The sequence below is a fragment of the Paramaledivibacter caminithermalis DSM 15212 genome, assembly GCF_900142245.1.
Lineage (GTDB): Bacteria > Bacillota > Clostridia > Peptostreptococcales > Caminicellaceae > Paramaledivibacter > Paramaledivibacter caminithermalis.
Genome location: NZ_FRAG01000001.1, coordinates 50,581 through 73,080, shown reverse-complemented (window position 1 = coordinate 73,080; position 22,500 = coordinate 50,581). Strand labels below are relative to the sequence as shown.

Below are 22,500 nucleotides of genomic sequence, written 5' to 3'. Positions count from 1 at the left end.
ATTTTGATAGTATGGCTTTAGAGAATTTAAAGATATATACGGTAGATGTTTTTAAAAGAAGGTAATTGTGTATTTCTTAATATATTAAAAGGTATAGCAATAGGAGGTTAGGGATGAATAAAATACTTATTGTAGATGATGAAATCCAAATCCTAAGGTCATTTAGAAGATTGTTTTTAGAGAGTAACTATGAAGCATATTTTGCCAATAATGGATTAGAAGCTTTAGAAATTTTAGAGAATAAACAAATTGACCTAATAATTACCGATATTAGAATGCCTAATATGAATGGGTATGAATTGTTAGAAGAAGTTAAAAAAAGACATCCTAAAGTATTAAGAATGGTAATAAGTGGCTATACCGATGGTGATAGAATATACAAAGCTTTAGAGAATGGATTAGCAAAACTGTATTTGCTAAAGCCATGGGAGAACAGCACTATAATAGAAATACTGGATAAGGCTTTTAAAGTAGAAGAAATATTGAAAAATAAAAAAATATTTGAATTAATCAATAATATAGGAAATTTACCTAGTATACCTAAACTATATAATGAAATAAATTTTTTAATAACTAAAGATTCAAATATTGATAAGATTGCAGATATTATTGAAAAAGATCAAGCCATTGCTTCTAGGATACTTAGAATTTCCAATTCTATTTATCCTAAAAAAGAAATTGGTTCTGTTAAACAGGGAATAATTTATTTAGGTTTATCAATAGTAAAAAATATTGTACTTACAAATAGTGTTTTTGATAATTCAAGAATTAATCCTTATATACAAGAACTATTATGGACCCATTCAAGCATGACTAATAATATAATGTTAATGATTTATGAAGAATTGCTTAATAAAAAGCTTATAAACGCATATAAATCTGCAGGCTTGTTACATGACATAGGATGGGTAGTTTTATTGGAGAATTTTAAAGAAAAGTATACAGAGATAATCAAAAACATTAATGAAAACGATGATTCCAATATAAGTGAAGTTGAAAGAAGATTTTTTGGATGTTCTCATGAAGAAATAGGCGGCTATCTCTTAGATTGGTGGGAATTACCATATCCAATAGTTGAATCAGCCTTATTTCATAATACACCATTGGATTCAAGGGTCATAAATAAAGAATTGGTTTGTATAGTACATATTTCTAGCTATTATTCATGGAAGTTGGTAAATGGAGATTCATTTTTTAAAAGAAAGCTTAATGAAGATGTATTTGAATTTTTAGGTATATCTTTAGATAGATTTGAGATGCTATTTGATAATTTACAAAAAAATACAAAGTAAAAAGACAAGGAATACATAGCTTAGGGGGAATAGTTATGGAAAATAGTAATGTACTATTTGTTGATGATGAGAAGAACATTTTAAATGCCCTTAAAAGAGGCTTAATTGATGAAGAATATAATTGTTTTTATGCCAACAGTGGAGAAGCGGCTATAAAAATAATGGAGGAAAATAATATTCATGTAATAGTAACGGATATGAAAATGCCTAAGATGGATGGACTTGAACTTTTAAAATATGTTAGGGATAATCATCCCGATACTATAAAGATTGTGCTAAGTGGATATGCACAACTACCTCAAATAATAGCTACTATTAATCATATTGATATTTTCAAATTCATTTTAAAGCCTTGGAAGCTAGAAGATGAATTAAAGGTAGCAATAAACGAAGCTATAAAGACCTATAATTTAAAATATGAAAGCGCAAGGCTCAAGGAAGAATTGCGAAAAAAGAATGAGTTATATCAGTCTATACTTAAATCTACAGGAGAGAAATTTGATATAATAAAAAATGATTTTAAGAATGTTAGAAAGATTAATGATTTTACAAACAATTATATAAAACAAATCGTTAAAAAAATGGACGGTAGTGAAGCACATAGAATATACTTATTAAAAGAAATAAATTTATTAGAGGAAATAACAAGAGCTTTTTTAAATATATTTCCTTCAAAGTTTATCGATTTTGATATAGAGAAACTTCGTAAAGAGTTAGATGAATATATTGTCACCTTAAGAGGAGACAAAAATATAGAAATACAAATATCTGAAGGCTCAAATTTAAGCTATTATGGAAATTATAATTTAATTTTTTTAGTGATTAAGACATTTATTAAATATATACTAAATAATATTGATTTTAAGTTATTAAAATTGACTTTGTTAGGCAAAGAAAATGGTGAAACAATAGAATTTGCACTTTTTGCTGAAATTTTAGATAAAGAGAAAAATTCAAACAGTAAATTAGTACAAGCTAGTCTAAATAAGATTATTACTATATTACAAAACTTGGCAGAAGCCGCAAATGGGAAATTAGTTTTACATGAAAAAGATCACTCATACATTACTATTTTACAAGCAATTTGGTATAATAAATATCAAAATATATAAACATTAGCCTTATATTCAATAATAGCTTGATTGGCCAAAATAGTAAATAAATTTTTGGGTTTAATATGTTTTAGGAAATATTAAAAGCCTTTTATAGAGGTATGAGGGGTTAGAGTAATATGGATTTACAAAAAGAAAATTCAATTTAATGCTGAGGGTGTTGTTATGGATTATGAGGTGAAGCTTGAAGCCTTTGAAGGTCCCTTTGATTTATTATTTCATTTAATAGAGAAAAACGAAATTGACATATATAATATACCTATATCCCAGATAACAGACCAATATCTTGATTATTTAAATCAGATGAAATATTTAGATATGGAAGTAGCAAGTGAGTTTTTAGTAATGGCTGCAACCCTTTTAGAAATAAAATCAAAAACCTTACTTCCAAATCCTGTTGAAGAGCAGCTAGAATTTGATATGCAAGGAATGGATCCAAGAAGGGATTTGGTTATAAAGCTTATAGAATATAAAAAATATAAAAATATTGCAAATTTCCTAAAGGATAGAGAGGATATCTATGGAAAGGTATATTTTAAAGCACAGGATGATTTAGAAAAATTTGTTAATGAAGATATAGTAGAAAAAAAAGAATTAGATTTAAAGGAAGAGCTATTGATTAATGCAGTTAAAAGAGTAATGAATAAAATAAGTAAGTTGGATATGAACAGAAAAAAATTCTTTAGAGAACTAAAGAGAGATATATACACTGTAGAAGATAAGATATCCTTTTTAAAAAGCAGGATAGAAGAAGAGAAAATTATCAAATTTCATACTTTGTTTAACGGAGAATGTTGTAGACTTGAGGTAGTTGTAACTTTTTTAGCGTTATTAGAATTACTAAAGCTAAAAATTATTAATATAAGACAGGATAAAGTTTTTGATGAAATATATTTATTTCCAGCTGTAGAAAAATAGTATTAAAATTTATATAAATAATATAGTATTTAAGATATACATTAAGGGGGCATGAGCATAAATAATGGAAGATAAAGATATAAAATCTATCATAGAATCTATTCTATTCGTTTGGGGCGAACCGCTGCACATCAAAGAATTAGTCAAGGTATTAAATATCCCCAAAGGAAGGATTAAAGAATATATTTATGAGCTACAAAAGGAAATGGAGGAGCAAAGAAGAGGAATACAACTTATAGAAGTAAACGATTGTTTTCAATTGGCAACAAGGCTTGAGAACCATCCCTATATTGAAAAGATGTGTATTACTTCCCCAAATAGAGGGTTATCTCAACCGACTCTAGAGGTTTTAGCAATAATAGCCTATAGACAACCTATAACAAGGCATGAAATAGAAGTTATAAGGGGAGTTAAATGTGATAAACCTATAAGCACCTTAATGGATAGGGATTTGATAGAAATTAAAGGGAGGTTGGAAAAGACAGGAAGGCCCATTGTGTATGGCACTACAGATACTTTTCTAAAAGCCTTCGGATTTAAAAACCTTGATGACTTACCTCAAATAGAAGCCTTTAATGATTTTGAGATATTAAAGCAAGAAGCCTAGAGAATAGGTCCTTGCTTTTTTAAAATCAATATATTTAGCATTATCTCTGCATTGCTAGCATCAATTCCCTAACAATTTTAGATGTAACAATTATTAATGCAATAGTTTAATCATAATATATAACATAGTTTAAACTCAATCTTAAATTTTTAGAATGAAGGTGGGGTAGAAACCCAAAGAATAGTTGCAGGTTTGTTATATGGGTTTTCTAAATAGTGTGCCTTGTTTGATTTAAAATAAAAGCTTTCACCATTTTTTATCTTAAAAGTTTGTTTTCCAAGTATTAGGTTCACCTTACCCTTTAAAACATATCCAAATTCTTCACCTTCATGGGGACCATCTTCCTTTGTGGTACATTTCTCTGCAAGTCTAATTAATATTGGCTCCATTTCATTTTTTTGGGCATTTGGAATCAGCCATGAAACTGAATAACCCAAATCCTCATAAATTCGTTCATAGATATCATCTTTAGAGAAAACTATTTTTTCTTCATCCTTTTCATTAAAAAAACTACTTATATTTGTTCCTAATGCTTCTAAAATATCTATTAAAGTATTGATAGAAGGAGAGGTTAGATTTCTTTCTATTTGAGAAATAAAACCCTTAGTTAAATCACATCTATTTGCAAGTTCATCTTGAGTCAGATTATTAACACGTCTTAATCTTTTAATTTTTTCTCCAATATTCAAAATATTACCTCCTGAAACAATAAAATCTATAAAAATAGAAAGTAACACAAATATTAAACTTTTTGTTTATATTTATTAAGTTTTATATAATTATAGAAAATTGTCAAGTCTATTATGCTTTTTTTTAACAAAAAGATTATTGAGAGTTTATTAAAGTATAATAATGGAAATGATACTATTAGGGTAAGGGTGTTTGAAGTTTTATTATGGTTGAAGGTTGAAGACTCTTAGGTCATTCTTTAAAGTTTTGAGGTGGCAATTTTGCTTGTAGGAATAATAATTATAATTCTAATGACATTGATACTTATTTCATCTGTAAAGGTTAATATTATTGCTTTAAAAGAAAATGATGATAATAAAGCTGTGATAAAAATTAGTTTTTTATATGGATTGATTAGATTTAAGAAAGAATTGGATTTCATGGGAATAACTAAAAAAAATAAAGAATACGATGAAGGTGTTGATACAGATTTAGAGCTTAAAATGAAAAATGACTCATGGACAGAACATAAAGGATATACTGATTATGTCAATATAAGAAAAATGATAGAAAAAACCATAGAAATATTGAAAACTTACAAAAATATTATTAGATATTTAATAGATAGAATTAATTTTAGAACTCTATTATGGAAAACGGAGGTTGGTTTTGAAGATGCAGCTTTAACAGGAATAACTTCTGGAATAATTAATATTTTTAAGAGTAATTTATTTACCATGTTAAATAGTAGTAAAAAAAAGCCTGAAAAAATTCACTTAAAAATCTTGCCTAATTTCAATAAGCATGTTTTAAAAACTGATTTAAATTGTATATTTACTATGAGAATAGGCTATATTATTATAGTAGGGTTGAAATATCTATGGATAAAGGGTAATAACAAGTATAGATAGGTGGTGTAAGATATGAATAGTCATCCTATTGAAGCACTAATGAAGACTACAATGGAGAGTTTAAAGCAAATGATTGATGTTAATACAATAGTTGGAGATGCTGTTGAAACACCAGATGGTACCACAATAATACCGATATCTAGAGTTTCCTTCGGGTTTGCTTCTGGTGGTGGAGAATATAAAAACAGTTACGATGAAGAAGAAAGTAGCTATGAAGACAAACAAACTCTTCCCTTTGCAGGTGGAACTGGAGCAGGGGTGTCGGTACAACCTGTTGCATTTATGATTGTTGGGAAGGGAAATATGAAATTATTATCCGTTGACCAAAGTGCAAATATGTTTGAAAATCTAGTTGGATTATCATCAAAATTGATAGATAAAATACAAGGGGGAGATTCAAAAAACAAAAATGATAGTAAAGATAACAAAGATGGAAATGATAATGGCAATAACCAAGAATAAGGGCGGTTTACCGCTCTTTAATATTTACTAAAATAATGGAGTGAAGTATATGTTTAAAAAAAGAATCATATATATATCTATGGTTTTTATAGCTATCCTTCCTATAATTGATGTAAATTCATATGCTAATTCTGCTCAGAGTGCTATTGTGATGGAGGTTAAAACTGGGAGAATATTATATTCAAAAAATATACATCAGAAAAGTCCAATGGCCAGTACAACGAAAATCATGACAGCCTTGTTAGCCTTGGAAAATGGTGAATTAGAATCAAATGTAAAGATATCTAAATCAGCTGTGGGTGTTGAAGGTTCTTCAATTTATCTTAAATATGGTGAAGAAATGAAACTTAAGGATTTAATTTATGGCCTTATGCTTAGGTCAGGAAATGATTCTGCAGTAGCTATAGCTCATCATATTTCTGGCTCAGTAGAAGAATTTACAAAATTGATGAATGAGAGAGCTAAGATATTAGGAGCTAAAAATACAAATTTCAAAAATCCCCATGGATTACACCATAAAGATCATTATACAACAGCTTATGATTTAGCACTAATTACAAGGGAAGCTTTGTTGAATAAGGATTTTAAAGAAATAGTAAAAACAAAAAAATGGGTTGCTCAAAGAGAAGGCTATAATGTCTTTTGTAATAAAAACAAAACGTTGAGCCAGTTTAGAGGCGGAGATGGTGTAAAAACTGGATATACTAAGGCAGCAGGTAGATGTTTGGTTACCTCTGCTACTAGAAATGGGATGCAAATATTATGTGTTGTTTTAAATGATCCAAATTGGTTTGATGATTGCTACTCTTTAATGGAAAGGGCTTTTGAGAATTATAAACCTAAAAAGACATTAACTAAGAATGATGATATTAAATGCTTTACTGTTGAAAAGGGAAAGAAAGAAAGATCATATATGACGGTTAATGAAGATATAATTATACCTATTAAAGAAGATGAGGAAAAAAAGGTATTTACAGTTTTTGAGTGCAAAGAAAAATACGAAGCACCCATAAAGAAAGGTGAAGTGTTAGGAAAGGCTAAGGTTTATGTAGGAGATAGGCTTATAGTTACTACCCAGTTACTTGCTAAAGAAGATATTGAAAAGAAAAAACTATTAGATATAATAAAGAATTTCTTTAAAGCTAGAGATAAATAACTTTAAGGTTTAATAAATTTGAAAAAATGTAGAAGCGTCCATTATTTTCTTTGAAATTTATTTTAATTGTTAATGTTGCTTATCTATAATTAATAATATTAATCAAGTCAAGGAAAAGCCCATATTTCAAATAAAATGAAATATGGTTTTTTTATGTAACATAATTTATACGCTTTCAATATTCTAATATTATAAGGTTTATTTTAAAAAGTGAGGGATTGATTTGGGTAGAAAAATAATATATGAATGTATCGATGCAGGTAGCGATTATTGTCCATGTTATTTGGCTGAAACCAACGATTGTATTACATGTTCCCATTTACAGGGAAAGGATTTTTGTGATTGTAATTGGAGAGGAGTTTGTATATTTCAAGAGTATATGTGGAATGGGAAAAAAGCAAAGCTAGCTAGAAAAAATTTTATGGGAAAAGTTTTAGATAAGGAAGTAATAGGAGATAATCTAATAATCTTTAAAATTGCAGTCACAAAATCATTTGCAAGGGATTTAAAGCAGCCAGGTTCATACGTATTTATCAGAGACCCAAATAAACAGGAATATTTTGATATACCAATGTCTATAATGTATGCCGATGATAATAAGGGAGAGATTCATATTGCAGTACAGATAATTGGCACCAAGACAAAAACTCTGCTTTCCGTAGAGGACGAAATAAATATAAGGGGTCCATACTGGAATGGAATTCTAGGATTGAAAGAACTTAAAACTCTTAAAAATGCAAATACATTAATTGTAGCTAGAGGTGCCGCATTAGCTCCTGCTGTTAATATTTTGAAGTATCTGGTAAGAAACAACAACAAAATAACTTTATTAATGGATAAAGGTAAATTTGATAATATTTTTATTGACGATTATATTGACGAATCTCGAATATTGACGATAGATATGGACATCATGAGTGACAAAGGAAAATTAATAATACAAGAACTGATTAGAAACAATAATTATGATTTATGTTTTAGTGGAGGGTCTGATGTACAACATAAGGATATTAATGAATTCTTAAAGGAATTATCGCCACATACAAGGTATGTAGTAACAAATAATAGACAAATATGCTGTGGAGAAGGTATATGTGGTTCATGCTCTATAAGGATTGGAAATAAAACCTTAAAAGCTTGTAAATCTCAGATAGAACCTGCTTATATGTTTGAAAAGGGGGAGATATAGTGATTAAAGTAGTAGTAATAGGAGGAGGTTGGGCTGGTTGTGCAGCCGCTATTACAGCAAGAAAAGCTGGTGCAAACGTTTTAATAATTGAAAGAACTGATTTACTTTTGGGTCTTGGAAATGTCGGTGGAATAATGAGAAATAATGGAAGATATACTGCAGCAGAAGAAGCAATACTAATGGGTGCAGGAGAGCTTTTTAATATTTGCGACAAATTATCTAGACATGTAGATATAGATTTTCCAGGACATAAACATGCCAGTTTATACGATGTGACAAAGATAGAGCCAATGGTGAGAAAGAAACTTCTCGAAATGGGAATCGAAATTATGTTTAGAACAAGAGCTGTAGATGTTGATATTGTAGATAATACAGTAAAGGGCATAATTCTTCATAATGAAGAAATTATAAGGGGAGATGTATTTATTGAAACAACAGGTTCCACAGGACCTATGGGGAATTGTTTGAAATATGGTAATGGATGTGCTATGTGTATTCTTAGATGTCCAACCTTTGGTCCTAGAATAAGTATAAGTATGAAAGCAGGTATAGAGGATATTTTTGCTAAAAGGAAGGACGGTTTGTATGGCGCTTTTAGTGGTTCATGTAAATTGAATAAAGATTCTTTAGGGGATGAAGTAGTAAAAAAACTCAATAAAAATGGAGTAGTAGTTTTACCAGTTCCAAAGGAAGATATTAATGAAGATAAATTAGATAAAAAGGTATGCCAGCAATATGCTTTAAAGGAATATGCTCAAAACGTTGTCTTGCTTGATACAGGTCATGCAAAACTAATGGCACCATATTATCCTTTGGAAAATCTTAGAAAAATAAAAGGATTAGAAAATGCGAGATATGAAGATCCCTATTCTGGTGGTATAGGAAACTCAATAAGATACCTATCTATTGCTCCCAGAAATAATGGTATGAAGGTTAAAGGTATAGATAATTTATTATGTGCTGGAGAGAAGTCGGGATTCTTTGTTGGACATACAGAGGCTATTGTTACTGGAAGTTTAGCAGGACATAATAGTGTAAGGCTAAGTAAAGGAATGAAGGCTTTAGAGCTACCAATCAGTATAGCTATAGGCGATATAATTGCATTTGCCAACGAGCAACTCAATACTGCAGAGGGTTTAAAGAATAGGTATACCTTTGCAGGTTCAATATACTTTGAGAGAATGAAAAAGTTAAATCTATATAGTTTAGATAAAGATTATTTAAGAAAAAAAATAAAAAGATTAGATCTTTTAGATATGTTTGAAGAGAAATTGGTATAAAATATTATTAGATATTTAGAGGCATTAAAAAAATGAGATAGGAGAAAGGAAAAAGGAGATAGGTTGAGTTTTAGATTAACCTTTTTTAGAAATACTAATTGATGATAAAGGGGCGGTCAAAAATGAGACTTCAAAAATTTATATCTTTAGCAGGAGTTGCATCGAGAAGAAAAGCTGAAGAATATATAAAAATGGGTAGAGTTAAAGTAAATGGGAAGATAATAAAAGAAATGGGGGTAAAGATTAATCCTGAAGCTGATAGAGTATCTTTAGACAATAGGGATATAAAGATATTGGATAATAAGATTTATATTGCATTAAATAAACCTAAGGGCTATATAACAACCTCTTCTGACCAATTTAACAGACCGACGGTACTAGATTTATTAAAGGGTGTATCAGAGAGAATCTATCCTGTAGGAAGACTGGATTATAATACTTCTGGACTACTATTACTAACTAATGATGGAGAATTAACACATAGGATTACTCATCCCAGCAGTCATATATATAAAACCTATGTGAGCAAGATAAAGGGAATCATTTCATCTAAAGAAATGAGTAGGTTTGAGAAGGGACTAAATATAGGAGGATATGTAACTGCCCCTGCTAAAATAGAGCTTTTAAAGGAATATAGAAACAATTGCTTAGTTGAAATTATTATATATGAAGGGAAAAACAGACAGATTCGAAGAATGATGGATGTTTTAGGGCACCCTGTCATTACACTAAAGAGAATTTCCATAGGTAAAATACATATAGATAATTTACCAGAGGGGAAATGGAGATACTTGACTAAGGAAGAAATAAAATATTTAAAGTCATTATAATGATTGAAAAAGGGTATGTTACCGTGAGGTAGTTACAAGTTCCATGTTTTAGGGTCATCCTCATGAGCATGGAAAAAAGTTTGGATTTAAAAAACCTCGCTGAAATATGCGAGGTTAGGTGTTTTGAAAATTGGTATAGATTTTAAATCCTATTGTTAAATATGAGAATGTTTAATATAATTATGTTGCTAGGAGGTATGATATGTTAAATATTAGAATACCGAAGGAAAGAGATAAGAAAAAAATTTCAAGTTTATTGAGAGAAGAAAATATCAAAATTGGTGATTTGGATGATGATAAGCTTAATAAATCTATGGTGGTATGTGATGGTGATGAAATAATAGGATATGGGAGTTATTTTGAAATTTCAGATAAAACTGCTTTTATTGATGCATTGATTATAAAAAGGGAATACAGGCGACAGTATATGGGAGATGGATTAATTAAGGCATTGTTAAATTTAGCGGATAAGAGAAAAATAAAAAGAGTTTATATTATCGATGGCAATAACAATTCACTATTTTATAAAAAAGTAGGACTAGCTAAAAGAAAACTAGATGTATCTGAAGATATTTTAAAGTGTATTGGAAATGAATTGAAGAAAGATGAGACTGTAGAAGTTTTTGAAGCAATACTTCCTGATTTTTTTAATAAGGCATGTAAGAGTCACTGTTAAATTAGGGATTTTGTTAATAGTAGGTATGATGGAGGTTGAATATGCAAGCAAAATACATAAATAAAGCTACTGATCTTGCAAAGGAATTGATTACTAAGGCAGTTTCAAAAAAAGATATTGTTGTTGATGCTACAGTTGGAAATGGTAATGATACATTATTCCTATGCGATTTAGTTGGAGAAAAGGGAAAAGTAATAGGATTTGACATTCAAGATATGGCCATTAAAAAAACCGAGGAGAAATTAAAAGATAAAAATATGATGGCTAGGGTGTTTCTTATAAACTCTGGACATGAAAACCTAAAGAATTATGTTGATACAGAGGTTTCGGCGATTATGTTTAATTTGGGTTATTTACCTGGAGGAAATCATGACATAACAACGAATTATGAAACCACTTTACAAGCAATAAAACAAGGTATTGATTTATTAAAGAAAAATGGAATAATGACTATAGTTATTTATCCTGGTCATAGTGAGGGACGGGAAGAAAAGAAAAGACTACTAGAATATCTATGTACAATTGATCAAAAACAAGCTAATGTACTAAAGATGGAATTCATAAATCAGATAAATAATCCACCATTACTCGTAGTTATAGAGAAGAAGTAGATTTATAAGTTGCAAGTTACATGTTCTAAGTTCCAAGTTTTTTAGCATTACTCATAAGTCTATAGAAATTTTTTATGAAGATATAGGGTTAAATAAATTAATACGCCAAGCTAGTAAATAAAATTTCTAGTTTCAAGAATATCTTAGAGGGTTTAATATTTCATTTGAGTGATTTTTATAAACCTGTTTTTCAACTTCAAAATAATATAAGAGAACAGGTTTATTACATGAACGAAAAGGAAATATTGCAACTGCCGTGATAGAAACTAGTACAATGCGTTAAATTTATAAATCTTTTATATTTAAAACATAATAGAATAGACATAAATACTTGCAACTTAGAACTTAGAGCTAATAATCTGAAGCTGGGCCTTTGTTAACATTCATCATGAAGATAAATTTTCTGAGGTTTATTACTGGTAAATTCTAAAATTTTTACATAGCTATTATTTTCAATCCTTTTATTACATTTAAGACAAATATAGCTAGATTTCTTAATTTTATCAAACCTAGTTTTGATTGGAAGATAACCATATTTTCTAAAGCTTTTCCAGCCAGTTTTACAAAGTTTTACCCTTTCATTGTAGTCGGCATATACCCAGCTAAGTATTCTATGAAAATGAAATGGGTATTTTGTATAGCTTATGAATCTTTCTGGAAAGCCTAAATTAATAGCATAGTCTTCAAATGCTGATTCAATTTTGGATTGGAGTGGTTCTTCAATTTTGGTATTGATATATTTATAATTATTCTCAGAAATCCATTTTCTAAGGTTATCAAACATATAACCTCTGCATACTAATATTTTCTCATTGGGAGTTACATGCAGTTTAAGGAATAGGGTTTTAACTATTTCTATAACATAATCTAAATACAGTTTCTTATTAAAAAACTCAGAAGAATAATATTTTAATGGAATAATATCGTAATAAAATTCTCTAGTCTCGTATCTCATTACACCAATGATAGTACCACCAATTAAACTACCACTTCCTGCATCATCAATCAAAATCAAATAAATCACCTCAAGGAATTATTTAAAATTATATTTTTTAGTATTTGTATAAAGCTAAATGACTATTATAGAAATTAATAATAATTTTTTTAAAAAAGAACTTACTATTTAGAATGTAGAACTACAGCTCTCTTTGTTTAGCCTTTGATTACTTGAAAGGATGTGTTTTAAAATGAATATACTTGTAACAAACGATGATGGAATATTTGCAGAGGGCATATATAAATTGGCAAAAGTTTTAAGTAAAAAACACAAAGTTTTTGTTGTTGCACCTGACAGACAAAGGAGTGCTACAGGCCATGCTATAACAATGCATCATCCCTTAAGAACGCAAAAAATGAAGTTTTTTGATACAGATATAGAGGCTTGGTCAGTTGATGGCACACCCTCTGATTGTATAAAATTAGCTATAGAGGCAATACTCAATGAAAAACCTGATCTTATTATTTCAGGTATAAATGATGGACCTAATTTAGGTACAGATGTGTTGTATTCAGGAACAGTATCTGCTGCAATGGAAGGAGCTATACATGGAATTCAGTCTATGGCAATATCAATGGCATATACAAAAAATATTGATTATAATATCGGTGCTGAATTTGCTAGTAAAATGGTTGAAAAATTTAAAGAAAATAGTATTCCTGAAAATACCTTGCTAAATATTAATATTCCTGATTGTAAAAAGAATGATATTGGTGGAGTAAAGATTACAACCTTAGGAGTAAGAAGGTACAAAAACTCCTTTATAAAGAGAATAGATCCAAGAGGTCAAGTATATTACTGGCTTGGTGGAGATATAATCGACGAAGCTCAAAATGAGAGCTCAGATATAAAGTGTATAAAGGATAAATATATATCAGTAACACCAATTCATTATGATTTAACTAAATATGATTTGATAGAAACAATTGAAAAGTGGAATATTAGGATTTAAAAAGGCGTCGTAAGACGCCTTTTGGTGGTTACTTTTTAAAATGAACAAGTTTCATTATCTTATAAAAATTTATATATATAATTAAATAAATTAAAATTTTAAAAACTATTTTACAGATAGTTAAGTCCATATAATTTAAACTATATAAGGTTAACATTAATAATCCATTAACTAAAATAAATTGTAAAAGCAAATCTTTATTTTTATTAATATTAATGAGATAGGTATTTTGAATTATTTTACTTAAAATTGGACTAAACAATACTATTAATATTGAAAATATGAATAAAAATTGAGTTAATATTACTACTATATCTAAAAACATGATTAATCCTTCATCTTTTAATAGATTGGTTTACCTTCTCCAGCTTTAAATGAAACTTTAAACATAACTCTCCACTTAAAGGCAAGTTTATCAGTTACACCTAAACTAAAAACGCCCTGACCTCGAACGTTTGCTTTTTTCCCTGATATAGACCAAACTTCTGTACCAGTATCATGCTCATAATCTCTGATAAATGAAGCTTGTCCTGCATCGGATGTTACGTTATTAATGCTGTCAATTCCTAAAATTTTACCATTTCTATCTACTAAACAATTGTAATCTATATATACATATATTTTGAAGTTATAATTTTCACCATCAATATCTGTAGTTCCTTTATAAGTCTTTTTTACAATCATTGGTACAATTTTCTCATCAAAAGATCTTATTCCTATTATTGGTTTAATTGATAACTTATCGAATTTTTTTTCTTGGGGAAAATTTGATTTTTCAAAATACAGTTCTTTTCCTAGTGAACTAATTGCTTCTAAATCTTTTTTTAATTTATTAATATCTAAGTTGGCATAATCTATATTTGAAATATCCCCATCAATTTCAAAACCCTTATTTTTAGCCCAATTTATTATATTTTTCAGCTCAGCTTCTTTATTTTGTTCAGCAAAAACAGTTGTAGACATTGCAAACAATAATGTGAAAATCATTATACAACAAACAAATCTTTTCATATTTATTTTCTCCTTTCCTTTTTTCCTTTTAATCCAAAATTTTTGATGTGGCCACATGAAAATAATACTATGCAACAAATATGAAAAATGTAGAATTTTGTAAAAGAATATTAAGATTAAGAAAAAATTAAGATTTATATTATTTTAGAGTTGGTTATCTTTAAGAAGCTTTTAAAAATTAGGAATTAGAAAGTATTTTTAATATATTTTGTATATAAAATAAATGTATGCAAATATTAAAAAAGCCACTTATACCACGATGTAAATATACAATTTGCAATATATATTGCAAAAATATAAAATGATTTTTTAAAATGAAATTTTTATTGCAAAATATATCAGAAACTGTTATTATGTTGTTAGAAATAATGTTTAAATTATCTAAGGAGGTAATAACCTTGAGCCAAAATAATAGTAAGCTGGTTGTAAAAAAAGAATTTTGTAAGGGATGTGGAATTTGCGTAGAGTTCTGTCCTAAAAAAGTTTTGACTATGGAAAATGGAAAAGTGAAAATTGCTGATATAGAGAGATGTATTAAATGTGGGCTATGCGAATTAAGATGTCCAGATTACGCTATTTTCTTAGGAGGTAATGATGATGAGCAATAAGAAAGTGAGATTAATGCAAGGAAATGAAGCTTGTGTTGAAGGTGCTTTAGCAGCTGGAATGAGGTTTTATGGAGGGTATCCAATAACTCCTTCTACAGAAATTGCAGAGATTTCTGCTGAAAAGTTACCCCGTGTTGGAGGGAAATTTATTCAAATGGAGGATGAAATAGCAGGAATAGCGGCTGCTATTGGAGGGTCTTTAGCAGGACTTAAAGCAATGACTGCAACTAGTGGCCCTGGTTTTTCTCTTAAACAAGAAAATTTAGGATATGCTGCAATAGCTGAGATTCCCCTTGTTGTTGTCAATGTTCAAAGAGGAGGCCCAAGCACTGGATTACCTACTGCTCCTGCACAAGGAGATGTTATGCAGGCTAAATGGGGTACCCACGGAGATCATCCTATAATAGCACTTAGCCCTTCATCAGTTAGGGAAACATTTGATGTAACTGTAAGAGCCTTTAACTTAGCTGAAAAATACAGAACACCAGTAGTTATTTTAACAGATGAAGTTGTTGGTCATATGAGAGAAAAAATTGAGATTCCCGATGTAAATGATATAGAAATAATAGACAGAGTTAAGCCTAGCGATGATGATAATTATTTACCTTATGGTGTTACTGGTGATGAGTTGGTTCCACCTATGGCTGCATTTGGAGATGGACATAGATTCCATGTTACTGGGCTTATGCATGATGAGACAGGTTTTCCAAGCAATAGCTCTGAAAATGCGGAAAAGGTTTTAGATAGATTGATGAACAAGATAAACAAAAATTTAGATGATATTATAGAATATGAAGAATACATGCTTGATGATGCACAGATAGTAATTCTTTCGTACGGAAGCACTGCAAGATCAGCAAAGAGTGCTGTTAAGCAATTGAGAGAACAAGGGATCAATGCTGGAATGTTTAGACCAATTACTATTTGGCCATTCCCAGAAGAACAGGTACGTAAATTGAGTGAAAAGGTAAAATCTATCCTTGTAGCTGAAATGAATTTAGGTCAAGTTGTATTAGAAGTTGAAAGAATAGTAAAGGGTAAATGTGAAATAAATCACATCGGAAAAGCAAATGGAGAAGTAATCACTCCAGAGGAAATTGCAAGCAAAGCAAAGGAGGTTTTATAAGTGACTAGCAAACTTATTCAAAAATATTTTAGAGAAGATAAATTACCTCATATTTGGTGTCCAGGTTGTGGTCACGGAATATTAATGAGAGCTGTTGCTGCGGCTATTGACAACCTAGGTTTAGATAAAGATAAAGTATGTATAGTATCTGGAATCGGATGTTCATCAAGGGCTCCTGGGTATATGGATTTTAATACTCTACATACAACTCATGGTAGAGCATTGGCCTTTGCTACAGGTGTTAAGCTTGCAAACCCGGAATTAGAAGTAATAGTCATAACTGGTGATGGAGACTGTGCAGCTATTGGTGGAAATCATTTGATTCATGCTGCTAGAAGAAACATAAATATTACTACAATTGTATTTAATAATAATATATATGGAATGACAGGAGGACAATATTCCCCTACAACTCCTACTAATGAATTCGGTACTACTGCTCCATATGGAAATATTGATAAGCCCTTCAATATCCCTGAGTTAGCTGGGGCTGCTGGAGCAACATATACTGCTAGAGGAACTGCATATCATGCAAAACAACTTATAAAACTCATAGAAAACGGAATTAAAAACAAAGGATTTTCATTAATCGAAGGAATAAGTGTTTGTCCAACCTATTATGGTAGAAAAAATAAAAAGGGTTCGGCTGTTAACATGATGAATTGGTTAAAGGATAATGCTATAGATGTTAAGATTGCAGCTAAATTACCAGAAGAAAAAGTTGAAGGCAAGTTTTTAATTGGAGAATTTAAGAATACTACTGAGCCTGAATATACTGATGAATATATGAAGATAATAGAAAGATGTCAAAAGGAGAGATAGTAATGCTTAAGCAAACTGAGATTAGATTAACTGGTTCTGGGGGTCAAGGACTAATATTAGGTGGTATTATTTTAGCTGAAGCTGCTATTATGGAAGGGAATAATGCAGTTCAGTCACAGTCATATGGACCTGAAGCTAGAGGGGGAGCTAGTAAAGCTGAGGTTATTATAAGTAACAAAGAAATTGACTTTCCAAAGGTAGTAAAGGCGGATATTATGCTTTCTCTTACACAAGTAGCATTAGATAAGTATGCCGACACAATAAAGGAAGATGGTATACTAGTTGTTGATTCATCACTTGATGTACCTTCTGATTTAAAGGCTAAAAAGGTGGTATCTATACCTATATTAAATACAGCAAAGGAAGTTATAGGAAAATCAATGGTTGCAAATATAGTTGCTTTAGGAGCAATAAGACAGCTTTCTGATATTGTTTCAAAAGAAAGCCTTGAGGAGGCAGTATTAAGTAGAGTACCTAAGGGTACAGAAGAACTTAACAAAAGGGCTTTACAGGAAGGTTATAATCTAGTAAAATAGGCTTGAACCTAGAATTTTCGAATAAGGTTTGATATAATTGTTGTATGTGCTGATATTATATGAATAATCTAGGTTATATATTCATTAAGAAGAGGGGCCAAATAATGAATGGGGTAAAGAAAGATTTGCTTAATAGAATAAAAGAAAGATATAATAAACTAAGCAAAGGTCAAAAACTAATAGCTGATTATATAATGAATAATTATGATAAAGTAGCCTTTATGACTGCATCTAAGCTTGGAGAAAAAGTTGGTGTTAGTGAATCCACTGTAGTTAGATTCGCTAATGCATTAGATTATAAAGGTTATCCCAATTTACAAAAGGAGCTTCAAGAGCTCATAAAAACTAAGCTGACTACTGTTCAAAGGCTTGAGCTATCAAGTGAATATAGTGAAGAGGAGTTTATCAGAAAGGTCATGCAGGCTGATGTAGATAATATAATGAAAACAATTGATGAATTAGATATAGACTCCTTTAATTGCGCAGTGGATATGATTTTAAAGGCTGAAAAGGTTTATATACTAGGATTAAGAAGTTCTATTGTCATTGTTCATTATTTAGCATTTTATTTGAACATTATATTAGAACATGTTCATGTTGTTCCATGGGGGAGCAATGATGTATTTGATCAATTAATAAAAATAAATGAGAATGATGTTCTAATTGGGATATCCTATCCTAGATATTCGAAAAAGACCCTTGAAGCTGTGAAATTTGCAAAGGAGAAGGGTGCTTCTATCATAGGAATTACTGATAGTTATATTGCTCCTATATCAGATATTGCTGATATGACTTTAACTACAAAAAGTACAATGACTTCTTTCGTAGATTCATTAGTTGCCCCTGTAAGTTTGATGAATGCCTTAATTATTACCCTAGGCATGAAGGAAAAGGATAAGATAACAAAGACATTAAAGGACTTAGAGAATACTTGGGAAAAATACGATATTTATTTAAATAAATAAATGCTAATGCTTTTAAATAAAGATAAAGGGCAAAGGCTTTTACATATTAAAAATGTAACAGTCTTTGCTTTTTTGTTTATTTTCTTTATAAAACTTACTAGAAAGACCCTAGTACTTGGAATGGAATTTGTGACTAAAAAACGTCGTCATAGGTCTCCGTCCATATAGAAAAAAAGCCCATAACTAAAAAGCTTTAAATTTCAATACACAATTGTGGCTGCTGTAAGAAAATTTTAAGAATGGACTAAGAGTTGCTCGGAGACTGTTAAGTAAAACTTAAGGCGTCTATAAAGACTGTTTTTAAGCTTGCTAAATTAATTTGCTAAATGTAAAATAACTATGTCATATAATTTATTTTACATAAATTATATTGACCAAGAGCAAGAAAAACACAAAAAAATTGGTAAAAATATAACAAATATGCATATCAAAAACTACAAGGGGGATAAAGAATGAAATATAGTAGTGATAGAAAAAAGAACCTTATTTTCTTAATATTAGTCCTATGCTTGGGATTATCAAGTACAAGCTATGGGGAACAAAAATTTGAGGTGGATGTGGACATAGGGTTTGACGGATATATTAAGCCTGATGAAGCTACACCAGTTTGGATAGAGGTAAAAAATAATTTCAAGGATATAGAAGGAAAAATTCAAATTCTTGAACAAAACAAATATGGTAAAAAGAACTATTATATTGCACATAGTAAAGATATAAATATAGCCAAGGGTTCAACAAAGATAATCGATATGGAATGTACATTTAATCGTAATAATCTGTTATATGTTAGAATACTGGATAAAAACGATAATGTTGTATTTAGGAAAATAGTTAAGTATCTAAGAATGAGCAGACCCGATGGTATATTTATGGGCATATTAAGTGAAGAAACTGATAGCTTAAGATATTTATCAAAAACATATAGATATAGTATGAATTATTCTGGTACGGGTAGTAAGAAAAGTTTTTTTGAGATTGCTCAGTTAAATGATAAAATGCCTGAAAACTATAGAATATTAAATATGTTTCAAGTAATAGTTATAAACAACTATGATTCTGAGAAGCTAAATATAAAGCAGCAGGAAGCCTTAAAGGAATGGATAGAATCAGGAGGACTGCTTATATTAGGAACTGGACCGAATTATCAAAAAACCTTAAGTGGGTTAGATAATATTAGCTTTTTGGATGTTGTAGGTATTAAAGAAATAAATATAAACAAATTTGGAAATGATAAATCTCTTAGGCTAATAGATACGGTTTTAAATGAAGGGGAAAAAATTTTTATTGAAGATAATGAAGGACTAGAGCTATATCATAAGAAATTAGGAAAAGGGAACATAATTATTACAGGATTTGATATGGGGATTTCTCCTTTTAAGGACTGGGATAAAAAAGATGAATTTATGAATGAAGTAATTAATAAATATTTAAACGTTGATATTACTACTTATGATGATGATAGTCCTATGATGGGAACACATCGATTTGACGATATAGTATCATATCTGCCCTATAATTTACTTCCTTCGGTTAAATCTATATTAATAATATTAATACTGTTCATTCTATTAGTTGGTCCAATAAATTATTTTATACTGAAAAGAATAGATAAGAGGGAGTTACTATGGATAACTATTCCAATAATAGTAATAATATTTTATGCCGTGATATACTTTTTAGGTTTTAAAACAAGGCTAAGACAGCCTATTGCCAATAATATATCGATAGTGAAAGTTGATAACGAAGCCAAAATAGCACAGGTAAGAACAAAGTCGGGAATTATGGGCTTTAAAAATGGAGACTGGGATGTTGCCTTTAACAAAGAAAATGGTATTGAAACACAGGAAAGAAAAGATTACGATGTAATACAAAGGTTTGCAGATGGAGAAATAATTACTGAATACTATTCTGATAAAGACAATCACATAATATTTAAAAAGGCTGGTATTTTAGATGTTAAAACCATTTTAATAGATAAAGAAATGAAAATAAAAGATAAAATAGTATCTGATATTAAAATTAAAGATGGAAAACTAGTAGGCACAATTAATAATGCTTCTGATTTGAAGCTTGAAGATATAGTTATATTTTATGGAAGCAAATATAAAAAATTAGGAAGCTTTAAAGAAGGAGAATTGTCAAAGAAATTTGAGATGAATATTAACAATAGTAAAGTGATTAAGGATTGGTATAGTATTATAGTTAGCCTTTATGGAAATAGAAACTACAGATATCAAAAAACTAAAGACGAAGTAGAAAATATTTTAAATAATAATACAAAAAGAGACATCTTAGAAGCAGTATTCGGTTCAAAGGAATCTGTAATTAATAAAAATAGGTTTTTTATGCTGGCATGGAGTAGATCTCAGTTGGAAGATTCAATAAGGATTAATGGAAAAGAAGTTAAAAATATAGATAGAAATCTCGTATTAATACCATTAAATATTAAATACCAAAAAGGAGAAAAAGTAAGTATTCCTTATGGTGTATTGTATCCAGAGATAGAGGATAATCATAATATGCATCTAGATAGAAATAATATGATACTATATGGTGAAGGTTATGCGGTTTTTAGATTTAAGCCTCAATATAATATTAATCTTAGTTCAATGACAATTGATACCGATATATCCAGAAATAATACAAAACGTGAAATATATATTTACAATTATAATAAAAAAGAGTGGGAAAAATGGGATGAAGCCAATATTACAATAGATAGTTCTAATATGAATAAGTATTATAGAATAAACGAGGGTACATTAATTAAAATTGACCCTAAGAATGATATGGAAATATTTATCCCAACCTTTGAAGTAAAGGGGGTCATAAAATAATGCTCAAGGTAGAAAATCTAACTAAATTATACGGTAAATTTAAAGCAGTTGATAATATATCCCTTAATATAAAGGAAGGTGAAATATTTGGATTTGTTGGCCCTAATGGGGCTGGAAAAACCACTACCTTTAAGATGATAGCAACCCTCCTTAGACCGACCTCTGGTAAAATATATTTAGATGGTATGGAGGTAAATTATAAGAACCTGAAAAAGGTTAGAAATGAAATAGGATATATGCCAGATTTCTTCGGTGTATATGATAAATTAAAGGTAACTGAATACATGGATTTTTATAGTGATATAGCAGGTATTTATGGAGAAGAAAAAAATAGAATCATAAAAGATTTATTGCAGCTTGTAGATTTAACCCATAAAAAGGAAGCATATGTAGATTCATTATCTAGGGGTATGAAGCAAAGATTATGTCTAGCCAGATGTCTTATCCATAATCCAAAGCTACTTATATTGGATGAACCTGCATCTGGAATGGACCCTAGGGCAAGGATTCAGATGAAAGAGATACTAAGAGAGCTTAAAAAAATGGGTAAAACAATAATCATTAGTTCCCATATTCTACCTGAACTATCTGAACTTTGTACTAATATTGGTATAATAGAAGGTGGAAAAATAGTAGTAAATGGACCTGTAGAAGAAATAATGTATAGGGCTAAGAGCAATAATATAATAAAACTTAGTGTTCTAGAAAAAAAAGAAAATTGCATAAAGCTTTTAAAGGAGGAACCTTTAGTAAAATCCGTTATTGAAAATGGAAGAGATATAGAAATAGAGTTTGATGGAGAGCCACTAGAATTATCAAATTTAATGAAAAGAATGTTAAATCAAAATATTCCTTTGATATCCTTTAAACCTCTTGAAAATAACTTAGAGGATATATTTATGGAGGTTACTAGGGGGGATGGAGAGTGATCAA

23 protein-coding genes are annotated in these 22,500 nt (G+C 29.6%); 20 read left to right on the top strand and 3 right to left on the bottom strand.

Annotated features, from left to right (window positions below; translation table 11 throughout):
* The first annotated feature begins 113 nt into the window (after positions 1-113).
* The 4 genes from BUB36_RS00345 to scpB all read left to right on the top strand — a co-directional run bounded on the left by BUB36_RS00345 (position 114) and on the right by scpB (position 3,929).
* Positions 114-1,292 (top strand): HDOD domain-containing protein, encoded by a 1,179-nt coding sequence (locus BUB36_RS00345; RefSeq protein WP_073146325.1) that lies wholly within the window; start codon positions 114-116, stop codon positions 1,290-1,292.
* Between the two features lie 35 nt (positions 1,293-1,327).
* A complete protein-coding gene (locus tag BUB36_RS00340) occupies positions 1,328-2,404 on the top strand; it encodes a response regulator (RefSeq protein WP_073146323.1) in 1,077 nt (358 codons plus the stop codon).
* 165 nt (positions 2,405-2,569) lie between these two features.
* The gene (locus tag BUB36_RS00335) at positions 2,570-3,322 is read left to right on the top strand and encodes a segregation and condensation protein A (protein WP_073146322.1); all 753 of its coding nucleotides are present in this window, start codon (positions 2,570-2,572) and stop codon (positions 3,320-3,322) included.
* A gap of 64 nt (positions 3,323-3,386) precedes the next feature.
* Positions 3,387-3,929, top strand: coding sequence for an SMC-Scp complex subunit ScpB (gene scpB, locus BUB36_RS00330; RefSeq protein WP_073146320.1), 543 nt, complete (start codon positions 3,387-3,389; stop codon positions 3,927-3,929).
* 149 nt (positions 3,930-4,078) lie between these two features.
* On the opposite strand, the gene BUB36_RS00325 is transcribed toward scpB, so the two are convergent.
* Entirely contained in the window at positions 4,079-4,618 is a 540-nt protein-coding gene (locus BUB36_RS00325) for a helix-turn-helix domain-containing protein (protein ID WP_073146318.1), read from the bottom strand.
* A gap of 261 nt (positions 4,619-4,879) precedes the next feature.
* On the opposite strand from BUB36_RS00325, the gene BUB36_RS00320 reads away from it, so the two are divergent.
* The 8 genes from BUB36_RS00320 to BUB36_RS00285 all read left to right on the top strand — a co-directional run bounded on the left by BUB36_RS00320 (position 4,880) and on the right by BUB36_RS00285 (position 11,713).
* Positions 4,880-5,509 (top strand): DUF2953 domain-containing protein, encoded by a 630-nt coding sequence (locus BUB36_RS00320; RefSeq protein WP_073146316.1) that lies wholly within the window; start codon positions 4,880-4,882, stop codon positions 5,507-5,509.
* A 12-nt stretch (positions 5,510-5,521) separates the two neighbouring features.
* Complete coding sequence (ytfJ, locus tag BUB36_RS00315) at positions 5,522-5,971, top strand: GerW family sporulation protein (RefSeq protein ID WP_073146314.1); 450 nt, start codon at positions 5,522-5,524, stop codon at positions 5,969-5,971.
* A gap of 49 nt (positions 5,972-6,020) precedes the next feature.
* Positions 6,021-7,127 carry a D-alanyl-D-alanine carboxypeptidase family protein gene (locus BUB36_RS00310; protein ID WP_073146312.1) on the top strand — a complete coding sequence of 369 codons (1,107 nt, stop codon included), beginning with the start codon at positions 6,021-6,023 and terminating at the stop codon, positions 7,125-7,127.
* A gap of 223 nt (positions 7,128-7,350) precedes the next feature.
* A complete protein-coding gene (locus tag BUB36_RS00305) occupies positions 7,351-8,316 on the top strand; it encodes a sulfide/dihydroorotate dehydrogenase-like FAD/NAD-binding protein (protein WP_073146310.1) in 966 nt (321 codons plus the stop codon).
* On the top strand, positions 8,316-9,596 hold the full coding sequence (locus BUB36_RS00300) for an FAD-dependent oxidoreductase (protein WP_073146308.1): 1,281 nt from the start codon (positions 8,316-8,318) through the stop codon (positions 9,594-9,596). Before BUB36_RS00305 ends, BUB36_RS00300 begins: the two co-directional genes overlap by 1 nt.
* A 122-nt stretch (positions 9,597-9,718) precedes the next feature.
* A complete protein-coding gene (locus tag BUB36_RS00295; RefSeq protein WP_073146306.1) occupies positions 9,719-10,426 on the top strand; it encodes a pseudouridine synthase in 708 nt (235 codons plus the stop codon).
* Between the two features lie 202 nt (positions 10,427-10,628).
* A complete protein-coding gene (locus tag BUB36_RS00290; RefSeq protein WP_073146304.1) occupies positions 10,629-11,102 on the top strand; it encodes a GNAT family N-acetyltransferase in 474 nt (157 codons plus the stop codon).
* 41 nt (positions 11,103-11,143) lie between these two features.
* Positions 11,144-11,713, top strand: coding sequence for a tRNA (mnm(5)s(2)U34)-methyltransferase (locus tag BUB36_RS00285; RefSeq protein WP_073146302.1), 570 nt, complete (start codon positions 11,144-11,146; stop codon positions 11,711-11,713).
* A gap of 376 nt (positions 11,714-12,089) precedes the next feature.
* Here the strand turns inward: BUB36_RS00285 and BUB36_RS00280 are convergent, their stop codons facing one another.
* Positions 12,090-12,728 carry a hypothetical protein gene (locus BUB36_RS00280; RefSeq protein WP_073146300.1) on the bottom strand — a complete coding sequence of 213 codons (639 nt, stop codon included), beginning with the start codon at positions 12,726-12,728 and terminating at the stop codon, positions 12,090-12,092.
* 172 nt (positions 12,729-12,900) lie between these two features.
* Between BUB36_RS00280 and surE the strand changes: the two genes are divergently transcribed.
* The gene (gene surE / locus BUB36_RS00275; RefSeq protein WP_073146298.1) at positions 12,901-13,662 is read left to right on the top strand and encodes a 5'/3'-nucleotidase SurE; all 762 of its coding nucleotides are present in this window, start codon (positions 12,901-12,903) and stop codon (positions 13,660-13,662) included.
* Positions 13,663-14,004: 342 nt separating this feature from the next.
* Here surE and BUB36_RS00265 read toward each other — a convergent pair whose 3' ends face one another.
* Positions 14,005-14,673: a hypothetical protein gene (locus tag BUB36_RS00265; RefSeq protein ID WP_073146295.1), complete on the bottom strand. Its 669-nt coding sequence runs from the start codon at positions 14,671-14,673 to the stop codon at positions 14,005-14,007.
* Between the two features lie 398 nt (positions 14,674-15,071).
* On the opposite strand from BUB36_RS00265, the gene BUB36_RS00260 reads away from it, so the two are divergent.
* The 7 genes from BUB36_RS00260 to BUB36_RS00230 all read left to right on the top strand — a co-directional run bounded on the left by BUB36_RS00260 (position 15,072) and on the right by BUB36_RS00230 (position 22,496).
* A complete protein-coding gene (locus BUB36_RS00260) occupies positions 15,072-15,281 on the top strand; it encodes an indolepyruvate ferredoxin oxidoreductase subunit alpha (protein WP_330390343.1) in 210 nt (69 codons plus the stop codon).
* Entirely contained in the window at positions 15,271-16,407 is a 1,137-nt protein-coding gene (locus BUB36_RS00255) for a 2-oxoacid:acceptor oxidoreductase subunit alpha (RefSeq protein WP_242655689.1), read from the top strand. The genes BUB36_RS00260 and BUB36_RS00255 overlap by 11 nt, the downstream gene beginning before the upstream one ends.
* Complete coding sequence (locus BUB36_RS00250; protein WP_073146291.1) at positions 16,408-17,229, top strand: 2-oxoacid:ferredoxin oxidoreductase subunit beta; 822 nt, start codon at positions 16,408-16,410, stop codon at positions 17,227-17,229.
* Positions 17,230-17,231: 2 nt separating this feature from the next.
* Complete coding sequence (locus BUB36_RS00245; RefSeq protein WP_073146290.1) at positions 17,232-17,765, top strand: 2-oxoacid:acceptor oxidoreductase family protein; 534 nt, start codon at positions 17,232-17,234, stop codon at positions 17,763-17,765.
* 104 nt (positions 17,766-17,869) lie between these two features.
* The gene (locus BUB36_RS00240; RefSeq protein WP_073146288.1) at positions 17,870-18,730 is read left to right on the top strand and encodes a MurR/RpiR family transcriptional regulator; all 861 of its coding nucleotides are present in this window, start codon (positions 17,870-17,872) and stop codon (positions 18,728-18,730) included.
* 452 nt (positions 18,731-19,182) lie between these two features.
* Positions 19,183-21,567 (top strand): hypothetical protein, encoded by a 2,385-nt coding sequence (locus BUB36_RS00235; RefSeq protein ID WP_073146286.1) that lies wholly within the window; start codon positions 19,183-19,185, stop codon positions 21,565-21,567.
* Positions 21,567-22,496 carry an ABC transporter ATP-binding protein gene (locus BUB36_RS00230; RefSeq protein ID WP_073146284.1) on the top strand — a complete coding sequence of 310 codons (930 nt, stop codon included), beginning with the start codon at positions 21,567-21,569 and terminating at the stop codon, positions 22,494-22,496. The genes BUB36_RS00235 and BUB36_RS00230 overlap by 1 nt, the downstream gene beginning before the upstream one ends.
* The last annotated feature ends 4 nt before the right edge of the window (positions 22,497-22,500 follow it).

Bases quoted from the DNA above. Each gene is read 5' to 3' on its own strand.
- BUB36_RS00345 (WP_073146325.1), top strand. From the start codon at position 114: ATGAATAAAATACTTATTGTAGATGATGAAATCCAAATCCTAAGGTCA.
- BUB36_RS00340 (WP_073146323.1), top strand. From the start codon at position 1,328: ATGGAAAATAGTAATGTACTATTTGTTGATGATGAGAAGAACATTTTA.
- BUB36_RS00335 (WP_073146322.1), top strand. From the start codon at position 2,570: ATGGATTATGAGGTGAAGCTTGAAGCCTTTGAAGGTCCCTTTGATTTA.
- scpB (WP_073146320.1), top strand. From the start codon at position 3,387: ATGGAAGATAAAGATATAAAATCTATCATAGAATCTATTCTATTCGTT.
- ytfJ (WP_073146314.1), top strand. From the start codon at position 5,522: ATGAATAGTCATCCTATTGAAGCACTAATGAAGACTACAATGGAGAGT.
- BUB36_RS00310 (WP_073146312.1), top strand. From the start codon at position 6,021: ATGTTTAAAAAAAGAATCATATATATATCTATGGTTTTTATAGCTATC.
- BUB36_RS00295 (WP_073146306.1), top strand. From the start codon at position 9,719: ATGAGACTTCAAAAATTTATATCTTTAGCAGGAGTTGCATCGAGAAGA.
- BUB36_RS00290 (WP_073146304.1), top strand. From the start codon at position 10,629: ATGTTAAATATTAGAATACCGAAGGAAAGAGATAAGAAAAAAATTTCA.
- BUB36_RS00285 (WP_073146302.1), top strand. From the start codon at position 11,144: ATGCAAGCAAAATACATAAATAAAGCTACTGATCTTGCAAAGGAATTG.
- surE (WP_073146298.1), top strand. From the start codon at position 12,901: ATGAATATACTTGTAACAAACGATGATGGAATATTTGCAGAGGGCATA.
- BUB36_RS00265 (WP_073146295.1), bottom strand. From the start codon at position 14,673: ATGAAAAGATTTGTTTGTTGTATAATGATTTTCACATTATTGTTTGCA.
- BUB36_RS00255 (WP_242655689.1), top strand. From the start codon at position 15,271: ATGAGCAATAAGAAAGTGAGATTAATGCAAGGAAATGAAGCTTGTGTT.
- BUB36_RS00245 (WP_073146290.1), top strand. From the start codon at position 17,232: ATGCTTAAGCAAACTGAGATTAGATTAACTGGTTCTGGGGGTCAAGGA.
- BUB36_RS00240 (WP_073146288.1), top strand. From the start codon at position 17,870: ATGAATGGGGTAAAGAAAGATTTGCTTAATAGAATAAAAGAAAGATAT.
- BUB36_RS00235 (WP_073146286.1), top strand. From the start codon at position 19,183: ATGAAATATAGTAGTGATAGAAAAAAGAACCTTATTTTCTTAATATTA.
- BUB36_RS00230 (WP_073146284.1), top strand. From the start codon at position 21,567: ATGCTCAAGGTAGAAAATCTAACTAAATTATACGGTAAATTTAAAGCA.